The organism is Cellulomonas sp. ACRRI, from assembly GCF_022346185.1.
GTDB lineage: Bacteria > Actinomycetota > Actinomycetes > Actinomycetales > Cellulomonadaceae > Cellulomonas.
This window is the reverse complement of record NZ_JAKRMS010000024.1, coordinates 20,879-38,223: the sequence shown is the minus strand read 5'-3', so window position 1 is coordinate 38,223 and position 17,345 is coordinate 20,879. Positions and strand designations below refer to the sequence as shown.

General features: G+C 76.8%; 13 protein-coding genes and 1 pseudogene. 6 read left to right on the top strand and 8 right to left on the bottom strand.

The window, feature by feature from the left end:
• Positions 1-202: 202 nt before the first annotated feature.
• The 3 genes and pseudogenes from MHY85_RS22030 to MHY85_RS07055 all read left to right on the top strand — a co-directional run.
• Positions 203-1,054: pseudogene (locus tag MHY85_RS22030) on the top strand (O-antigen ligase family protein); the annotation flags it as partial.
• Positions 1,055-1,445: 391 nt separating this feature from the next.
• Positions 1,446-2,540 carry a glycosyltransferase family 4 protein gene (locus MHY85_RS07060; protein ID WP_239194758.1) on the top strand — a complete coding sequence of 365 codons (1,095 nt, stop codon included), beginning with the start codon at positions 1,446-1,448 and terminating at the stop codon, positions 2,538-2,540.
• Positions 2,537-3,778, top strand: a complete 1,242-nt coding sequence (locus MHY85_RS07055) for a glycosyltransferase (RefSeq protein ID WP_158372835.1) — start codon at positions 2,537-2,539, stop codon at positions 3,776-3,778. Before MHY85_RS07060 ends, MHY85_RS07055 begins: the two co-directional genes overlap by 4 nt.
• On the opposite strand, the gene MHY85_RS21775 is transcribed toward MHY85_RS07055, so the two are convergent.
• From MHY85_RS21775 to glmU, 8 genes are all read right to left on the bottom strand, one after another.
• Positions 3,738-4,946, bottom strand: coding sequence for a glycosyltransferase (locus tag MHY85_RS21775; protein WP_158372834.1), 1,209 nt, complete (start codon positions 4,944-4,946; stop codon positions 3,738-3,740). The two genes, MHY85_RS07055 and MHY85_RS21775, sit on opposite strands and share 41 nt — an antisense overlap.
• Positions 4,943-6,853, bottom strand: coding sequence for a polysaccharide biosynthesis tyrosine autokinase (locus tag MHY85_RS07045; RefSeq protein ID WP_239194755.1), 1,911 nt, complete (start codon positions 6,851-6,853; stop codon positions 4,943-4,945). The genes MHY85_RS21775 and MHY85_RS07045 overlap by 4 nt, the downstream gene beginning before the upstream one ends.
• On the bottom strand, positions 6,850-8,052 hold the full coding sequence (locus MHY85_RS07040; RefSeq protein ID WP_158372832.1) for a glycosyltransferase: 1,203 nt from the start codon (positions 8,050-8,052) through the stop codon (positions 6,850-6,852). Before MHY85_RS07040 ends, MHY85_RS07045 begins: the two co-directional genes overlap by 4 nt.
• Positions 8,039-9,682, bottom strand: a complete 1,644-nt coding sequence (locus MHY85_RS07035) for a sugar transferase (protein ID WP_158372831.1) — start codon at positions 9,680-9,682, stop codon at positions 8,039-8,041. Before MHY85_RS07035 ends, MHY85_RS07040 begins: the two co-directional genes overlap by 14 nt.
• 506 nt (positions 9,683-10,188) lie before the next feature.
• The gene (gene pth, locus MHY85_RS07030; RefSeq protein WP_158372830.1) at positions 10,189-10,806 is read right to left on the bottom strand and encodes an aminoacyl-tRNA hydrolase; all 618 of its coding nucleotides are present in this window, start codon (positions 10,804-10,806) and stop codon (positions 10,189-10,191) included.
• A gap of 108 nt (positions 10,807-10,914) precedes the next feature.
• Positions 10,915-11,514, bottom strand: a complete 600-nt coding sequence (locus MHY85_RS07025; protein ID WP_239194752.1) for a 50S ribosomal protein L25/general stress protein Ctc — start codon at positions 11,512-11,514, stop codon at positions 10,915-10,917.
• A 307-nt stretch (positions 11,515-11,821) separates the two neighbouring features.
• Positions 11,822-12,805 carry a ribose-phosphate diphosphokinase gene (locus tag MHY85_RS07020; RefSeq protein WP_154730688.1) on the bottom strand — a complete coding sequence of 328 codons (984 nt, stop codon included), beginning with the start codon at positions 12,803-12,805 and terminating at the stop codon, positions 11,822-11,824.
• A complete protein-coding gene (gene glmU / locus MHY85_RS07015) occupies positions 12,802-14,469 on the bottom strand; it encodes a bifunctional UDP-N-acetylglucosamine diphosphorylase/glucosamine-1-phosphate N-acetyltransferase GlmU (RefSeq protein ID WP_239194749.1) in 1,668 nt (555 codons plus the stop codon). Before glmU ends, MHY85_RS07020 begins: the two co-directional genes overlap by 4 nt.
• A 186-nt stretch (positions 14,470-14,655) precedes the next feature.
• On the opposite strand from glmU, the gene MHY85_RS07010 reads away from it, so the two are divergent.
• From MHY85_RS07010 to ptsP, 3 genes are all read left to right on the top strand, one after another.
• Positions 14,656-15,093 carry a VOC family protein gene (locus MHY85_RS07010; RefSeq protein WP_239194746.1) on the top strand — a complete coding sequence of 146 codons (438 nt, stop codon included), beginning with the start codon at positions 14,656-14,658 and terminating at the stop codon, positions 15,091-15,093.
• A 199-nt stretch (positions 15,094-15,292) separates the two neighbouring features.
• A complete protein-coding gene (locus MHY85_RS07005) occupies positions 15,293-15,571 on the top strand; it encodes an HPr family phosphocarrier protein (RefSeq protein WP_158372820.1) in 279 nt (92 codons plus the stop codon).
• On the top strand, positions 15,568-17,304 hold the full coding sequence (gene ptsP, locus MHY85_RS07000) for a phosphoenolpyruvate--protein phosphotransferase (protein ID WP_239194743.1): 1,737 nt from the start codon (positions 15,568-15,570) through the stop codon (positions 17,302-17,304). Before MHY85_RS07005 ends, ptsP begins: the two co-directional genes overlap by 4 nt.
• Positions 17,305-17,345 lie beyond the last annotated feature (41 nt).

Here is a 17,345-nt window from a genome sequence, read left to right as displayed (position 1 = left end):
CGCCCCCGGCGTCCGCCCGCACCGGACCGCCCTCGGCGGCGCCGTCGCCGAGCGGCTCCCCGCGACCACCGCCGGCCGCCGCGCGCTCGCCGGCGGCGGCCTGGTCGCCGTCGGCCTGGTGGTCGCCGCGGTCACCTCCACCCAGCCGCTGCTCGCGCTCGGTGTCGCGGCGGCCGTGCTCGTCGTCGGCCTCACGCTGCGGATGCCGATGGCGCTGCCGGTGCTCGGCATGCCGCTGCTGCTGCTGGTGAACCGGGTCGGCGGGGCGCTGTCGGTGTCGGACTTCGTGCTGTTCGCCGCGTTCTGGCCGGCCCTGCTGTTCTGCCGGCGCCCGCTGACCCGCCCGATGCGGAACGTGCTGTGGGCCTCGGCGTTCTACCAGGCCACGGTGCTGTTCACCGTGATCGCGAACCCGTACGCGGCGAACGCGGTCGAGTGGTTCCACGAGTGGCTGCTGGTCGGCGGGGCGCTCCTGGTCGGCTGGGCGATCGGGGCGGCCGGGCACGCCCGGCTCGCGCTGGGCCTGTACGTCGGGGGGTCGGTCGTCGTGGCGCTGGCCGCCCTCGCGCAGTTCGCGGTGAACCTCGCGTCGGGCAACACCGGGCCGGTGTACCTCAACGAGCCGCTGCTCATGCACAAGAACTACATCGGGTGCGTGCTCGCGTTCGCGGCGATCATCGTCTACGCCCGGCCGCGCTGGCTGCGGTGGAACGACCTGGTCTGCCTCGCGCTGTTCGGGCTGTTCCTCGCCGGGATCCTCGTCGCGCAGTCGCGGCAGGCGCTGATCGGCCTCGCGGTGGCGATCGCGGTCGTCGCGCTGCGGCCCGACCCCCACCGGCACCGGTCGAAGATCGTGCTGCTGGCGATCGCCGGCGCCGCCGTCGTCATCGGGACGCTGGTGCAGGACCAGCTCGAGTCCGGCAACCAGTACAACTCGGCCTACCAGCGGCTCATCTGGTTCCGGCAGTCGCTGCTGATCTGGCAGGAGTACCCCTGGTTCGGCGCCGGCCTGCGCTGGTGGTACACCGACCGGTTCGAGGAGAACTTCCAGCCGCCGAACGCCGAGTTCGAGATGCTGTCCTCCGGCGGGGTCGTCGGCCTGGTCGGCTTCCTGGTGATGTTCCTGGCGATCCTCGTCATCCTGTGGCGGGTCGACTCCCGGTACGGCACCCTCGCGTTCGTCCTCGTGCTCATGCGGTTCGTGCAGGGGCAGTTCGACCTGTTCTGGGTGGCGGCCCAGGTGTCGATCCCGTTCGTCATCGCGGGCATCTGCCTCGGCGCCCAGGCGCACGCGCAGCGCTCCGGCGAGGAGGAGGACGCCCCCGCCGCGCTCGGCCCGCGGGGCGGCCCGCGGGCCGGCGCGCCCGGCACCTGCGCGAGGCCGTCGTGGGCGGCCGCCCCCGCCGCCGGCGCGGCCCGCTGCCCGTCGGCCACCGGGAGCGCTCGTGACCGCCGCGCCGGTCGACGTCGTGCACGTGGTGTGCACCGACGCCTTCGCCGGGGTCGAGCGGTACGTCACGACGCTCGCCCGCACCCAGGACGCGCGGGGCCTGCGGGTGCAGGTGCTCGGCGGCGCGGCCGACCGGATGCCCGCCGAGCTCGCCGGCTCCGGGGTGCGGTGGGCGGCCGCGCCGACCCCGCTGCGGGCCGCGGCCGGGCTGCGCCGCGTGGACGCCCGGCTGGTGCACGCGCACATGACGGCCGCCGAGCTGGCCGCGACCGCCGCCGCCCGGGCCCCCGTGGTCGCCACCCGGCACTTCGCGGACCGCCGCGGGTCGTCGGCGGTGGGCCGCGCGGTCGGCCGGTTCGTCGCGCCGCGCATCGCCGCCCAGGTCGCGATCAGCGCGTACGTCGCCGACCGGGTCGAGGGCCCCTCGACCGTCGTGCACCCCGGCGTCCCCACCGTGCCGCGCACCGGCGCGGAACCCGAGCGCCGCCGGGTGGTGCTGATGGCGCAGCGGCTCGAGGCCGAGAAGCGCACCGACGTCGCACTGCGGATGTGGGCCGCCTCCGGGCTGGCCGCCGACGGGTGGGAGCTGCACCTCGCGGGCGACGGCGCCCTGCGGCCGGAGCTGGAGGCGCTCGCGGGGTCGCTCGGCCTCGGCGGGTCGGTCCGGTTCCTGGGGATGCGGGCCGACATGCCGGCCCTGCTGGCCACCGCCGGGATCTTCTTCGCGCCGCGCGGCGACGAGCCGTACGGGCTGTCGGTCGTCGAGGCGATGGCCCACGGCACCCCCGTGGTCGCGGGCCGCGGCGGCGGGCACCGCGAGACCGTCGGGGCCGCGGACGGCGCGGTTCTCGTGCCGCCGGACGACGTGGCGGCCGCCGGGGCCGCGCTGGCCCGGCTCGCGCGCGACCCCGAGCGGCGCGCGGCGTACGGCGAGGAGCTCCGGGCGCTGCAGCAGCGACGGTTCGGGCCGGAGGCGCACGCGGACGGCATCGCGGCGGTGTACGCGGCGGTGCTCGGCGCGCCGCTCGGGCCGGGCTCGCCCGCCGCCCCGTCGACGTCGGCCGCCCCGTCGGCGGGGGTGACCCCGTGAGCGCCCGGACCCGGGACGACGCGGGGCCGTCCGCGGCCCCCGGGAGGCCGGCGGTCGCCGCCCCCGCCCGTCCGGGCGACGACCGCCGCGACCTCGTCGTCCTCTCCCTCGAGCCGTGGGACGAGGTGTGGCGCCGCAACCAGCACCTGGTGGCCGGCCTGCTCGCCACCGACCCCGGCCTGCGCGTGCTGTTCGTCGAGCCCCCGGTCGACCACCTGCACGACCTGCGCCGCGGCGCCTCCCCCACGCTCGGCCGGCGGCTGCGCCGGCTCGGCCCGGACGACGGCGCGCCCGCGGGCCGCGCCTGGGCGTACCGGCCGACCAAGTGGCTGCCGCGGCGCCTCGACCCCGCCGGCGACGACCGGCGCGCCCGCACGGTGGCCCGGGTGGCCCGCCGGCTCGGCATGGCCGACCCGGTGCTCTGGGTGAACGACCCCGACGGCGCCGCCGTGCTGCGCGCCACCGGCTGGCGGTCGCTGTACGACGTGACCGACGACTGGCTGCGCGCGGTCCGCGAGCCCGCCGAGCTCGAGCGCACGCGGGCGGCCGAGGCGCTGCTGGTCGAGCGGTGCGCCGAGGTGGTCGTGTGCTCCCCGGCGCTGGCCCGGGCCAAGGGCGCCGACCGCCCGGTCACGCTGCTCACCAACGCCGTCGACGTCGACGCCTACCGCACGCCGCAGGCCCGCCCCGCCGACCTGCCGGACGGGCCGTACGCGGTGTACGTCGGCACGATGCACCCGGACCGGCTCGACGTGGCGGCCTGCCTGCGCGTCGCCACCCACCTGCGCGCGACCGGCGCGCACCTGGTGCTCGTCGGCCCGGCGCTGCTCGACCCGCTGGACCTGACCCGGCTGGACGCGGCGGGCGCGGTGGTGCTCGGGCCGCGGCCGGCCGCGCTGGTGCCCGGGTACCTGCAGCACGCCGGCGTCCTGCTGGTGCCACACGTGGTCGACGGCTTCACCGACTCGCTCGACCCGATCAAGCTCTACGAGTACCTGGCCGTCGGCCGCCCGGTCGTCGCCACCCCCGTCGCCGGGTTCCGGGACCAGCCCGCCGACCGGGTCACCACCGCCTCGCCGCAGAACCTGGCCGACGCCGTCGTGCGGGTGCTCGCGGAGGGCCGCCCGGCCGGCATCGGCCCGGCGCCGGCGGACGTGCCGCGCTGGTCCGACCGGGTGCGCGAGATGCAGGCGGTGCTCAGCCGCGTGCGGGAGTCGCCCGCCGCCACACCGCGGTGAGCCGCTCGGCGGTGCGGGCGATCGCGTAGTCCGCCTGCACGTCCTTCCACGCCCGGTCGGCCCGCGCCGCGGCCTCCTCCGGCCGGTCGAGCACCCGCGCGACCGCGTCCGCCAGCGCCGGCACGTCCCGCGGCGGCACCACGAGGCACCGCGGCGTGCCGTCGCCGGCCACCGCGATCTCGTCCACGCCGCCGCCCGCGGTCGCGACCACGGGCACCCCGCGGGCCATGCCCTCGACGACCACCTGGCCGAACGGCTCCGGCACCGGCGACGCGTGCACCAGCACGGACAGCCGGTCGATCTCCCCCACCGGGTCGGCCACCCAGCCGGTCAGCTCGACGCGGTCGGTCAGCCCGAGCGCGGCGACCCGGGCGCGCAGCTCCTCCTCGTACGCCTGCTCCTCGAACAGCGCGGCGCCGACGACGCGGAACCGCGCGTCCGGGAACCGCTCGGCGAGCAGCGCGGCGGCCTCCACGAACTCGCGCTGCCCCTTGGTCGGGCTGATGCGTCCCACCAGGCCGACGACCGGGCTCGCCGGCGCCGGGCGGGCGGCGGGGTCGGCGGCCACCTGCTCGGGGGCGAGGCCGGGGTACGCGAGGGTCCAGCCGCGCGGGAGCGGCAGCAGCGTGCGGGCGGTGGCCTGCGAGTTCACCACGACGTGCCGCGGCCCGCGCCGGGCGAGCACGCGGACGACCCGGGCGACCGGGCCCGGCAGGTAGTCCTCGGCGATCCGGTCGTGCACGTGCCAGACCAGGGGGCGGCGGGCGAGCCGGGCGGCGGGCAGGCCGATGAGGTCCGCCTTGAGCGAGGTCGTGTGCACGACGTCGGGCTGCAGGTCCCGCAGCAGCCGGGCCAGGCGGGCCACGAACGGCAGCGTCGCCGCCGCCGAGCGCGCCGCGCCGAGGGCGGACCGGCCGGCCGCCGCGCGGTCGGTCTGCGCGATCCGGGGGTCCAGCGGCAGCACGCGCACCGCGACCCCGGCGTCCCGCAGCCGCCCGGCGAGCGGGCCGTCGGCGAACAGCACCACGGTCACCTCGACCGCGGCCCGGTCGAGCGCCCGGCACGTGCGCAGCAGCGCGAGCTCCGCCCCGCCGAGCTGGGCGGTGTGGTCGAGGACGACCACCCGCACCGGGCGCGGTGCGGCGCCCGGTGCGGGGACGGCGGTCACTTCGACTCGGCGGCGACCGGCGCGCGGTCCTCCCCGGACCGGGCGGCGGCGTCGTCCGCCGGCTCGTCCGGGGAGGCCTCGGCGGCCTCGGCCGGCCGGTCGGCCGCGCGGTGCTGGCCGTCGGCGCGGGGCGCGGGCACCTCGGACTCCGCGTCCGCCGGCGCGTCCGCGGCCGGGGTCGCGTCGCGGTCGGCGGGCGTCTGAGCGCCGTCCGCCGGCTCCCCGCCGGTCGCGGCGTCCTCCGCCGGCGCGTCCGCGGCCCGGTCGTCCCCGGCCCGGTCGTCCGCCGCCCGGTCGTCCGCGGCCCGGTCGTCCCCGGCCCGGTCGCCCTCGGCGTCCTGCGCCGGCTCCTGGGGGACCTCCTCGGCCCCGGCGAAGGCGTAGGTCGCCGCGTAGGTCGCCTCGCTGCGCTCCGTGGTGCCGTCGACCGACAGGCCGAGCAGCGCGGCGTTCGCGGCGCGCAGGCGCTCGGCGGACTCCTCGACCGCGCCGACGTGGGTGTGGCCCAGCGTCACCGCGAGCAGCACGCCGTCGGCGTAGGAGCCGAGGATGGTCGCGTCGGCCGCGACCAGCATGGGCGGGGCGTCGATGATGACGACGTCCGCGGTCGCCCGCAGCTGCTCGACCAGGGCCCGCACGTCGGCGGAGGCGAGGAAGTCGGCCGGGTCGAGCTCGGTCTGCAGCGCGGGGTGCACCGCCAGGTGCGGGATCGCGGTCGGCACCACCGCCGTGCGGGCGCGGCCGCCGCCCCGGCCGGGGCGCACGGGCGCGTCGGCGTCGGCGGGCAGCAGGGCGTTGAGCCGCGGCTGGCGCAGGTCGCCGGACAGGACGACGACGCTCCGGCCGGACAGCGCCCAGGACGCCGCCAGGTTCGCGGCCAGGAACGACCGCGGGGTCTCGACGTCGGCCGCGGTCACGACGATCACGGCGCTGCCGGACTCGTTCTCGACCGCCGCCTGCAGGGCGGTGCGCAGCTCGCGGATCGACCGGGTGTAGGCGGTGGCCTCGCGCCGGGCGACGGGCAGCGTGCCCTCGGTCTCGGCCGACTTCAGGGCGGCGCCGGTGCCCGACAGCCGCGCGAGCACCGGGGCGCCGGCGGACCGGCGGGCCTGGCCCGAGGTGCGCACCTTGGTGTCCAGGCCGCGGCGGACGACCGCGAGGCCGATGCCGACGAGCAGACCCGCGAGGCCGGCGATCAGGTACACGAGGCTGCCCGGGAGGCTCACCAGGGCGCTGCCGACGGCGTTCTGCAGGATCGTGGCCGGGGAGGCGAGCAGCTGGGCCTGGGTGAGCTGGCCGGACAGCGTCTGGTACTGGTCCATCGTGGTCGAGTACTGCGCCTCCAGCAGGCCGTCGACCGGGTCCACCTGGGCGTTCGGGTTCGTCGCCGACGTGGCCGCCGCGGCGGCGCGCCGGGCGTCCGTGATCGCCTTCTGCTGCTGGTCGATGCTGGTCGCGAGGTTGCTCAGCCGCTCCTGCATCGCCGCGAGGTCGTCGTCGAACTGCGCCTGGAGCGCGGCGACGTACGCCTTCGCGATCGCGTTGGCCCGGTCGACCGTGGCGTCCGCGTCGGGGCCGGTCTCGGTGATGATGACGTTGCTCGGGCTGTCGGTCGCGTACTCGGCGGTGGAGGACGCGGCGAGCCCGTCGGCCAGGCCCGGGTCGCCGAGCTCCTTCGCGGCGGCCGCGGTCACGGAGTCGCTGGTCACCAGGCTCGGGTCGCTCTCCAGCCGCACACCGGCGGCGGCGAGCGTCTCGGCGTCGACGATCTGCACCGTCGCCGTGCTGGCGTACTGGGGCTCCTGCCGGGAGACGTAGAGGTACGCGCCGCCGAGGGCGGCGAGCACGGACACCAGCACCAGCCACTTGCCGAACCAGATGGTCCGGAACATGTCCTGCAGGGTCATCGGGAGCGCCTCTCGGTCGGGACGGGGTCGAGCCGGGCGGGGCCGTCGGGCCGGCCGGCCGCGCGCTCCTCGCGCACGACGCGGTGCAGCCGCTCGACGAACCGCTCGGCGGCGAAGTCGTCGGCGTGCGCGGTCAGCACCGTGGGGTCCCACGTGCGGGCCAGCGCGCGCCCGGCGGCCTCGGCCACCAGGTCGGGGTCGGGGGCGTCGAAGAACTCCCCGGTGACGCCGTCGCGGACGGTGTCGAGGTACCCGCCGTCGCGCAGCACGACGGACGGGCGGCCGAAGGCGGCGGCCTCCAGCGGGGACAGGCCGTAGTCCTCGTACGAGGCGGCGACCAGGGCCGCGCTGTTCCGGTACAGCCAGCGGAGCCGGGCGTCGTCCACGCGTCCCGCCAGGTGCACGCGGGGCAGGTCGCGCACCCGGTGCTCGAGCGCGGCACGCTCGGGGCCGTCGCCGACCACGACCAGCCGGGCACCCGGGGTGCGTCGCACGGCCTCGACGACGACGTCCACGTTCTTGTACGGCAGCAGCCGCGCCACGCAGAGCAGGAAGCCGGGCTCGACGCCGTCGACCCGCGTCTCCGGGCCGCCGGGCAGCATGGCGGGCGGCGGCGGCACGATCTCCGCCTCGATCCCGTACACCTCGCGGATCGCCCGCGCGGTGACGGTCGAGTTGGCCAGGTACCGGTCCGCGGTGCCCGCCGCGCGGCGGTCCCACGCACGCAGGGCCGGGGCGAGCAGCCCGAGGGCCGCGGCCGCGAGCCTGCGCTGGGCCCCGCCGCCCGGGGCGTCGCCCGCGCCACCGCGCGCCGGGCCGAGGTACCGGTCCGACTGGTAGAGCCAGCGCGCCGGGGCGTGGCAGTAGACGACCTTGCGCCCCGTGGTCGGGAAGCCGTGCGCCCAGCCGGTCGACGAGGCGAGCAGCACCTCCGCGTCGATCGGCGTCGCGCCCACGGCCGGGGCCAGCAGGGGCAGCGCCAGCCGGTGGTGCCGGCGCAGCACGCCGACCCGGTCCAGCGGGCTGGTGCGGACGTCGAGCGCCCCGAACTCGGGGAACGTGCCGTCCGGGTCGTAGAGCGTCGTGTAGAGGGGGGCCCCGGGGAACGCGTCCGCCATCACCAGCGCGACGCGCTCCGCCCCGCCGCGCTGCGTGGCGTAGTCGTGCGCCAGCGCGACCGCCCCGTCACCGCCCGCCATGGCCGCTCACGACGACGTGCACGGTGCGCCACAGGATCATGAGGTCGAAGGCGATGGACCAGTTCTCCACGTAGCGCAGGTCCAGCTTCACCGCCTCCTCCCACGCGAGGTCGGCACGGCCGCTGATCTGCCACAGGCCGGTCAGGCCCGGCTTCACGAGCAGGCGGCGACGGGCGGACTCCCGGTACTGGGCGACCTCGTACGGCAGCGGCGGGCGGGGCCCGACCAGTGCCATCTCGCCCTTGACCACGTTGATCAGCTGCGGGAGCTCGTCCAGCGAGTGCTTGCGCAGGAAGTGGCCGATCCGGGTGATCCGCGGGTCCCGGTCCATCTTGAACAGCGGGCCGTCGGCCTCGTTCGCGGCGCGCAGCGCGGCCAGCCGCTCCTCGGCGTCGACCACCATGCTGCGGAACTTCAGCATGGAGAACTCTCGCCCCTCCTTTCCGACCCGGGTCTGCTTGAACAGCACCGGGCCGGGGCTGGTGAGCTTCACGGCGACGGCCGTGACGGCCAGCACCGGCGACAGCAGGATCAGGGCGCCGAGCGCGAACGCCGTGTCGAACGCCCGCTTGGCGAGGATCCGGGACCGGCGGGACTCCGCGGCGTTCACGTGGATGAGGGACAGGCCGGCGGTCGGCTCGAGCGTGACGCGCGGGCCGAACACCTCGACGATGCCCGGGGCGACGACGAGCTCGGTGTCGGTGCGCTGCAGCGCCCAGGACAGCCGGCGCAGCGCCTGCCCGGAGAGCTCCGAGCCGGTGACGATCACGACGTCGAACTCGCCGTCCACCGCCACCTGCACCACGTCCGACACCGTGCCGAGCACCGGGACGCCCAGCGCGGGCAGCGGGCCGTCGAAGGACGGCACGCACACGCCGGCGATGTTGTACCCGTACTGCGGCAGGCCGCTGAGGTCGTCGACCACGTGGGTGATCGAGGACGCGTCGCCCACCACGAGGGTGCGGCGCATCGACTCGCCCTGCGCCCGGCGCTTGTGCAGCGAGCGGCGCGCCAGGTGGCGGGCGCCGAGCAGCAGCACCGCGACCACCGGGAGCGCGAGGAACACGATCGTGCGGGGCACGTCCACGTCGGCGCCGACCGCGAACACCGCCAGCGCGGCCGCGGTCAGCACGCCGCCGCGGATCACCGCCTCGAACTCCTGGTGCCCGTCGCCGATCACCTGGCGGTCGTAGCCCCGCTCCACGGCGACGAACGCGACGTACACCAGCCCGATCATCAGGCCCCAGGACAGCTGCAGCAGCGTCACCCCGTGCATGAGGAACAGCAGCAGGGTGGGCACGCAGGTGGCCAGGACGACGTCCCGGGCCAGGGTCTCGACCTGGTACGCGGCGTGCGAGCCGCGCCAGCCCGAGGGCGCGGCGTGGCCGAGCGGCTCGTGGAACGGGCGGTCCGAGGCCCAGGACAGCCGGGGGCCGCGGGTGTCGCGGCGGCGCTCGGCGGCGTGGTCGGCCGCGGCGCGCTCGGCGGCGGGCTGGCCCGTGGCAGGCTGCTCCGCGGGGCGCTCGACGGACCCCGTGGGAACCGCCGTGCCGCTCGGTGCCGCCGTGCCCGGGGCCGCGACGTCGCGCTGCGGGGAGCGCGAGACGTCGTGATCGTCGAGCAGACTCATGTCGGATCCCCCAGGGCGGCTTTGGTGTGACTTGAGGCTATATCAGCGGGTTTGCCCCAGTCCGCCCTATGTGTCCGTTTTCACCCCTTTCACACCCATTTGGGCGATCGGCGTCGCTCTGACGTGCACGAACGCACCCGGACAGCCCTCTCCCGGAGTACCCGCGGCGGGTACCGGTGACCAGGGCGAAGGCCCGTGACCAGCACCGACGCGGCACCGTCCCAGACCCCCTCCCCGGGGGCCACGAGGGCGCGGGCCGTCCCCTTTCACCCGGCCGTCCGGACCGGGCACCGCCGCGCGGCCCGTCGCCGGGGCACCCGCGGCGCGCCCTCGCCCGCACCCGCGGCGCGCCCTCGCCCAGGGGGTACCCGACGCGTCGAGCGAGTAGTCGGCGACGACTCGCTCGACGTGTCGGGTACCCACTCGGCGCCGCGCCCGCCGGGACGCGCGAGAGGCCGCCACCCCCGGCGGGGTGGCGGCCTCTGTCGCGTGCGGTGCCGGCGGCGCTACGCGGTCCGGGTGTGGAACCGGAGCTGCGCGCGCTCCAGGCCCTCGGTCACGAGCAGCTCGACGGCGTCGGCCGCGTCGTCCAGCAGCAGCGGCAGCTCCTTGAGCTCCGGCTTGGCGAAGTCCCGCAGCACGAAGTCGGCCGCGTCCATCCGCCCCGGGGGCCGGCCGATGCCGACCCGCACCCGCAGGTAGTCCTTGGTGCCGAGCGCCTTGGTGGTGTCGCGCAGGCCGTTGTGGCCGCCCTCGCCGCCGCCGATCTTCAGCTTGATCTCCCCGAACGGGATGTCGAGCTCGTCGTGCACCATGACCACGCGCTCCGGCGGCACGTCGTAGTACCGCGCGAGCGCGGCCACCGGGCCGCCGGACGTGTTCATGTACGTGGTCGGCTTCGCGAGCACGGCTCGCGGACCCGGCGCGCCGCCGGGCAGGGTGCCGATCCGGACCTCCGCGGTCGCGGCCTGCGGGCGCCGGGACAGCACGCCGCCCTTCGACCCGAACGACGCCTGCGCACGCCGCGCGAGCTCGTCGAGCACCATCTGCCCGACGTTGTGCCGGTTGCCGGCGTACTGCGGCCCGGGGTTCCCCAGCCCGACCACCAGCCAGACGTCGCTCATCGCGGCGCCACTCCCTCCGTCGTCCACCTCATGGAACGCCGGACGCCCGGCACCTCACGGTACCGGGCGTCCGGACGGCGTCGGCGCGCACCCGGCGCGCCGTGCGGGTCACTCCGCGGCAGCGGCCTCGGCGGCCTCGGCCTCGTCCGCGGCGCGGTCCTCGGCGGAGACGCTCGGGACCGTGACGGTCACGATGACCTGCTCGGCGTCGCCCTCGAGCACGGAGCCCTTCGGCAGGGTCAGCTCGCCGGCGGTCAGCGCGGTGCCGGCCTCGAGGCCCTCGATGGAGACCTCGACGTGCTCGGGCAGGTGCGTGGCCTCGGCCTCGAGGGTCAGCGTCTGGGTCTCGACGATGTGGATGGTGCCGGGGGCCGACTCGCCCACGACCGTCACGGGCACCTCGACGGTGACCTTCTCGCCGCGGCGGACGATCAGCAGGTCGACGTGCTCGATGACGTTCTTGACCGGGTCGCGCTGGACGTCCTTGGCCAGGGCCAGGACCGGCTTGCCGTCGAGCTGGATCTCGAACAGCGCGTTCGCCGCGCCCTTGACCGCGAGCATCGTCTCGTGGCCCGGCAGGGCGACGTGCACCGGCTCGGTGCCGTGCCCGTACAGGACGGCGGGGATCTGGTGCGCACGGCGCAGGCGGCGCGCGGCGCCCTTGCCGAACTCGGTGCGGGCGGTGGCGGCGAGCTTGATCTCGGACACGGTGACTCCTGGGGCGCTGAGAAGGGCGATGGCGAGCGGTGGTGGCCTCGACGCGGGGCGCGGGACGGGCACGCGGAGGCGTTCCACCCTGTCGATCACGGACCGGCGGACCCGGGTCTCTCCGGTGACCGTCCGACATCCCTCGCCGAGGCAACTGGTCGATCTTACCCGGGCACGCGCCCCGCACGAAACCGGGCCGGCAGCACCCCGCGCCCCGCGCACGCCCCCGGACGCGCCGAGGCCCGCTCCCCCGGCGCGGGGCGAGCGGGCCTCGGACGTCGCGCGGCGGTGGCCGGCGCGCGACGGGTCAGGACTGGCCGTCGAACAGGCTGGTCACCGAGCCGTCGTCGAACACCTCGCGGATGGCGCGCGCGATGAGCGGCGCGATCGACAGGACCGTGAGGCCGTCGAACCGGCGCTCGTCCGGGATCGGCAGCGTGTCCGTGATGATCACCTCGCGGGCCCCGCACTGCTGCAGGCGGTCGGTGGCCGGGTCGGAGAGCACGCCGTGCGTCGCCGCGACGATGACGTCCTTGGCGCCGGCCTCCTTCAGGACGCGCACGGCGCCCGTGATGGTGCCCGCGGTGTCGATGAGGTCGTCGACCAGCACGCAGGTGCGGCCCTCGACGTCGCCGACGACGCGGTTGGCGACCGTCTTGTTCGGCTGCCGGATGTCGCGCGACTTGTGCACGAAGGCGAGCGGGCCGCCGCCGAGCTTCTGCGCCCACAGCTCGGCGACGCGGATGCGGCCGGCGTCCGGGGACACGACGGTGACGTTCTGCACGTCGACGCGCGTCCGCACGTACTCGGTGAGGATCGGCATGGCCCACAGGTGGTCCACCGGGCCGTCGAAGAAGCCCTGGATCTGCGCGGCGTGCAGGTCGACGCTCATCAGGCGGTCCGCGCCCGCCGTCTTGAACAGGTCCGCCATGAGGCGGGCCGAGATCGGCTCGCGACCGCGGTGCTTCTTGTCCTGCCGGGCGTAGCCGTAGAACGGCGCGATCACGGTGATGGTCTTGGCCGAGGCGCGCTTGAGCGCGTCGACCATGAGGAACTGCTCCATCAGCCACTGGTTGATCGGCGCGGCGTGGCTCTGCAGCACGAACACGTCGGCGCCGCGCACGGACTCCGCGAACCGCACGTAGATCTCGCCGTTCGCGAAGTCGTACGCCGTGGTGGGCAGGAGGTCGATGTCGAGGCTCTTGGCCACGGCGGCGGCGAGCTCGGGGTGCGCGCGGCCCGAGACCAGGACGAGCCGCTTCTCACCGTCCTGCGAGACGATCCCGGTCATCGTGCGGTGTCCTCCGTGCTGGGCTGGGCGTCGGGCAGCGGGACCGGGTGGTCCGGCAGGGTCGGGGGTGGCGTGCGGTGCACGCCGGCGGCGGGGCCGGCGGCCTGGCCGGCGCGCTCGCGCTCGGCGCGCGCCTGGGGCGAGAGCTCGGCGTCGTCGCCGCGGGCGCGGGCGGCGGCGTCGGCCGCGGGGGTGCCCGGGCGGGAGCGGGCGACCCAGCCCTCGATGTTGCGCTGGGCGCCCGCGCTCACGGCGAGCGCGCCCGGCGGGACGTCGTGCCGGATCACGCTGCCGGCACCGGTGTAGGCGCCGTCGCCGACGGACACCGGGGCGACGAACATGTTGTCCGAGCCGGTCCGGGCGTACGAGCCGATCGTCGTGCGGTGCTTGCGGACGCCGTCGTAGTTGACGAACACCGAGGCCGCCCCGATGTTCGTCTCCACGCCGATCGTCGCGTCGCCCACGTACGACAGGTGCGGCACCTTGGACCCGGCGCCGATCTCCGCGTTCTTGGTCTCCACGAACGTGCCGATCTTGCCGCGCTCGCCGAGCACGGTGCCGGGGCGCAGGTAGGCGAACGGCCCGACGGTGGCGCCGGCGCCGACGACGGCCAGCGAGCCGTGCGTCCGGATCACCGTGGCGCCCTCGTGGACCTCGACGTCCTGCAGCGTGGTGTCCGGGCCGATCGTGGCGCCGGTCGCCACCGAGGTCGCGCCGAGCAGCTGGGTGCCGGGCAGCAGCGTCACGTCCTGCGCGAGCTCGACGTCGACGTCCACCCAGGTGGTCGCGGGGTCCACCACGGTCACGCCCGCGCGCATCCAGCCGTCGAGCACCCGGCGGTTGAGCTCGGCGCGGAGCACCGCGAGCTGGGCGCGGTCGTTGACGCCCTCGACGAGCACCGGGTCGTCGGTGCGCAGGGCCCGCACCCGGCCGCCGTCGCCGCGGGCGATCGCCACCACGTCGGTCAGGTAGACCTCGCCCTGCGCGTTGTCGCGGCCGAGCCGGCCGAACGCGCCGCGCAGCACGGCGGCGTCGAAGACGTAGACCGAGGAGTTGATCTCGGCGATCGCGCGCTGGGCGTCGGTGGCGTCCTTCTCCTCCACGATGCCGAGGACGTCTCCGGCGTCCGGGGCGTCGGGGCCGGCCCGCAGGATGCGGCCGTAGCCCGTGGGGTCCGCGACCTCGGTGGTCAGCACGGTGACGGCGTTGCCGTCGGCGGCGTGCGCGGCGAGCAGCTCGCCCAGGGTCTCGCCGTCGAGCAGCGGGATGTCGCCGGCGAGCACCACCACGGGACCCTCGACCAGCACGCCGGAGACCGAGCCGGCCTCCCCCGGCCGGTCGCCGGCCGACGCGGCCTCGGCCTGCGCGGCGGCGTCCAGGACGGACAGCGCGCACTGCACGGCGCGGCCGGTGCCCGGCACGTCGTCCTGGTCGGCCACCAGCACCTGCGGCATGAGCTCGCGGGCGTGGGCCGCGACGGCCTCGCGCTCGTGCCGGACCACGACCGCGGTGCGCCGCGGCTCGACGGCCTGGGCTGCCGCGAGCGCGTGCCCGAGCATGGACCGGCCGGCGAGGGTGTGCAGGACCTTGGGGGTGGCGGATCGCATCCGCGTGCCCTCGCCTGCGGCGAGGACGATGACCGCGGCGGGGCGGGGGGTGGTCACCTGTGGGTGCTCCCTGTGAGAGGTCTGCCCGCGCGCCCTACGGGCGAGCCGGGCGGGGACGTCGTGCGCTGACGCACTCTACCGCCGCCGGGGAGCCCGCCGTCGCGGGTCCGGTCGGGCGGCACCATGATGGGACCGGCGCGGGCGCCGGCGGGGCGCCCGCCGGTCCCCGCGAGGAGAGCCGCCATGACGGACGCGACCGCCCCCGGCGCCGCACGGCCCCGGGTCGTGCAGACGGTGCTGGACACCACCGATCCCCGGGGGCTCGCGGAGTTCTACCGCGCGCTGCTGGGCATGGAGTACCGCCCGGGCGACGAGCCGCCCGCCCCCGGTGAGCCGGACCCGGAGGGCGACGACTGGCTGGTCCTGCGGGGCGACGGGCTGTGGCCGCTGGCGTTCCAGAAGGTGCCGGAGATCACGCCGCCGACGTGGCCGGACCCGGCGGTGCCGCAGCAGCTGCACCTGGACATGACGGTGCCCGACACCGCGACGCTCGACGCGCAGCGCGCCCGGGCGGAGGGCCTCGGGGCGCGCCTGCTCCTCGACCGCCGCGACGACCCCGACGAGCCCCTGTACGTGTTCGCCGACCCGGCGGGCCACCCGTTCTGCATCTTCGTGGGGTGAGGCGGGCCCGTCCGCCGGGGCGCGGCGGGCGGCGTTTGACGTCGCGCCCGCCGCCCCCGTACAACTGACGGCACCAGGGTTGTTACTGAGCGGTTCAGGCAAGACCTGAGGCACCGGCGAGCGTCGGACGCCTCAGGTCTTTTTTGTTGCCCTGGCGCGCCGTCCGACGCCGGCCGGTGCGACGAGAAGGGAAGTTCCGATGCCTCGACGTCGAGCACGAGTCGCCACCGCCACCGGCCTGCACGCCCGCCCGGCGTCGCTGGTCACCCGCAAGGCCGCCGAGGGCGGCCACCCCGTCCTGATCGGCCGCGAGGGCGAGCCCGGCGTGGACGCCTCGAGCATCCTGTCGGTCATGGGCCTGCGCCTCCAGCACGGCGACCAGGTCGAGCTGAGCTCCGCGTCCGACGACGCCGAGGCCCTGCTGGACGAGCTGGCCGCCCTGCTGGAGAGCGACCTGGACCTCGTGGAGCAGGCGTGACCACCCTCGACGCGTCCCCGGCCGGGGCGCCCGCCGCCGGGACCGTGCTGGCCGGGATCGGCGTGGGGCGCGGCGTCGCGCTGGCCCCCGTCGCCCTGGTCGCCGCCCCGCCCGCCGTCCCCGCCGACGAGCCCGCCGCCGCGGACGCGGCCGAGGGGGAGGCCCGGGTCCGCGGCGTGCTCGCCGAGGTCGGCGACGACCTGCGCGCCCGCGCCGCCGCGACCGCGAACGCCGACCTGCGGCAGATGCTCGAGGCCGCCGCCACGATGGCCGGCGACCCGGCGCTCGCAGCCGAGGCCGCGCGCCTGGTGCACGCGGGCACCGGCCCGGCGACCGCGGTCGACCAGGCCGTCGAGGGCTTCGCCGCGGTGTTCACCGCCGCCGGCGGTGACCTCGCCGAGCGCGCCACTGACCTGCGCAGCGTCCGGCACCGCGCGGTCGCCCGGCTGCTCGGCGTCCCGGAGCCCGGCCTCGCCGCGCTGGACGCCCCGGCCGTCGTCGTCGCGGACGACCTGTCCCCCGCCGACACCGCCGCGCTCGACCTGTCGAAGGTCGCGGCCATCGTCACGGAGCTCGGCGGCCCGACCAGCCACACGGCGATCGTCGCGGGCCAGCTCGGCCTGCCGTGCGTCGTGCGCGTCCCGGGCGCCACGACGCTCGCCGCCGGCACGCCCGTCCTGGTGGACGCGGCGGCCGGCACCGTCGAGGTGTCGCCGTCCGCCGAGGCCGCCGAGCGGGTGGCCCGCCGCGCCGACGACGAGCGCCTGGTCGCGGCCGTGGTCGGCCCGGGTGCCACCGCGGACGGCCACCCGGTTCCCCTGCTGGCCAACGTCGGCACCCCCGCCGACGCCCGCGCCGCCGCGGCGGGCACCGAGGGCGTGGGCCTGTTCCGCACCGAGGTGCTGTTCCTCGACGCGCGCACCGAGCCGGCCGTCGCGGACCAGACCGCGGCCTACGCCGAGGTGATCGAGGCGTACGCCGGCCGCAAGGTCGTCATCCGCACGCTCGACGCGGGGGCCGACAAGCCGCTGGCGTTCGCCACCCAGGCCGACGAGGAGAACCCGGCGCTCGGCGTCCGCGGCTACCGGCTGGTCCGGTCGCTGCCGGGCATCGTGTCCCGGCAGCTCGAGGCGCTGGGCGCGGCCGTCCGCGCGCTGCCGGCCGAGCGGCAGGCCGACGTCTGGGTGATGGCCCCGATGATCGCGACCCCCGCCGAGGCCCGGGCGTTCGCGGCGGCCGCGCGCGAGGTGGGCATCGTCAAGGTCGGCGTCATGGTCGAGGTCCCCGCGGCCGCGCTGCTGGCCGAGGCGATCCTGGCCGAGGTCGACTTCGTGTCCCTGGGCACCAACGACCTCGCGCAGTACACGATGGCCGCCGACCGGCTGCGCGGCGAGCTCGCCGACCTGCTCGACCCGTGGCAGCCGGCGGTGCTGTCCCTGGTGGCGGCGACCGCGGCGGCCGGCGTGCGTGTCGGCAAGCCCGTGGGCGTGTGCGGGGAGTCGGCCTCCGACCCGCTGATGGCGCTCGTGCTCGCGGGGCTCGGCATCACCAGCCTGTCGATGGCGGCCGGCCGGGTGCCCGCCGCCCGGTACGCGCTGCGGTCCCTGACCCTGGACGCCTGCCGGTCGCTGGCCGCCGCCGCGCTGGCCGCCCCGGACGCGGCGTCGGCCCGGGCGGCGGTCCGCGCCGGCCTGGACGCCGACGTGGCGCGGGTCCTCCTCGGCGAGGGCTGACCCGCTCCCACCGACGAGTGGAAGGTCTGGCCGGACACGCC

Bases quoted from the DNA above. Each gene is read 5' to 3' on its own strand.
- MHY85_RS07045 (WP_239194755.1), bottom strand. From the start codon at position 6,853: ATGACCCTGCAGGACATGTTCCGGACCATCTGGTTCGGCAAGTGGCTG.
- MHY85_RS07040 (WP_158372832.1), bottom strand. From the start codon at position 8,052: ATGGCGGGCGGTGACGGGGCGGTCGCGCTGGCGCACGACTACGCCACG.
- MHY85_RS07035 (WP_158372831.1), bottom strand. From the start codon at position 9,682: ATGAGTCTGCTCGACGATCACGACGTCTCGCGCTCCCCGCAGCGCGAC.
- pth (WP_158372830.1), bottom strand. From the start codon at position 10,806: ATGAGCGACGTCTGGCTGGTGGTCGGGCTGGGGAACCCCGGGCCGCAG.
- MHY85_RS07020 (WP_154730688.1), bottom strand. From the start codon at position 12,805: ATGACCGGGATCGTCTCGCAGGACGGTGAGAAGCGGCTCGTCCTGGTC.
- MHY85_RS07010 (WP_239194746.1), top strand. From the start codon at position 14,656: ATGACGGACGCGACCGCCCCCGGCGCCGCACGGCCCCGGGTCGTGCAG.
- MHY85_RS07005 (WP_158372820.1), top strand. From the start codon at position 15,293: ATGCCTCGACGTCGAGCACGAGTCGCCACCGCCACCGGCCTGCACGCC.